Genomic DNA, 460 nt, shown 5'->3' on the forward strand with positions numbered 1-460 from the left:
CACCTTTTCGCCAAGCTCTGTGAACGAAATGCGTCCGTCGGTTTGCAGGATGCGCAGGATATTGCGGTCGATCTTATCCAGCTCCCGCTTGGTCTGAGTGTTGGTACGCATAGGGGATACGCCTCTGTGAAAAGGGTTACTGCCGAGAATTGTCGCCAAATATAGGCAGTTATATAGTGAAATGCACTGGCGATTGCTTTTTATACTGCGCGCATCATTGCTCGAACAACACACGTCAGCGGCCAAGCCGTGATGAGGATATAAAAATGCGCGTTCTGGTCTTGGGTAGCGGCGTCATTGGCGTGACCAGTGCCTACTATTTGGCTCGGGCCGGCTTTGAAGTCGTGGTGGTCGACCGTCAGCCTGCCGCTGCCATGGAAACCAGTTTCGCCAACGCAGGCCAGGTTTCCCCTGGTTATGCCTCGCCCTGGGCCGCGCCGGGCGTGCCGCTCAAGGCCAT

General features: G+C 55.9%; 2 protein-coding genes. One reads left to right on the plus strand and one right to left on the minus strand.

Annotated features, from left to right (window positions below):
• Positions 1-111, minus strand: a 111-nt coding sequence (locus F7R06_RS30665) for an AsnC family protein (RefSeq protein WP_151149739.1), incomplete at its 3' end; no start/stop codon positions are given.
• A 155-nt stretch (positions 112-266) separates the two neighbouring features.
• On the opposite strand from F7R06_RS30665, the gene F7R06_RS30670 reads away from it, so the two are divergent.
• Positions 267-460, plus strand: a 194-nt coding sequence (locus F7R06_RS30670) for an FAD-dependent oxidoreductase (RefSeq protein ID WP_151149740.1), incomplete at its 3' end; no start/stop codon positions are given.

Source organism: Pseudomonas moorei (genome assembly GCF_008801475.1).
In the GTDB taxonomy this organism is placed as follows: domain Bacteria; phylum Pseudomonadota; class Gammaproteobacteria; order Pseudomonadales; family Pseudomonadaceae; genus Aquipseudomonas; species Aquipseudomonas moorei.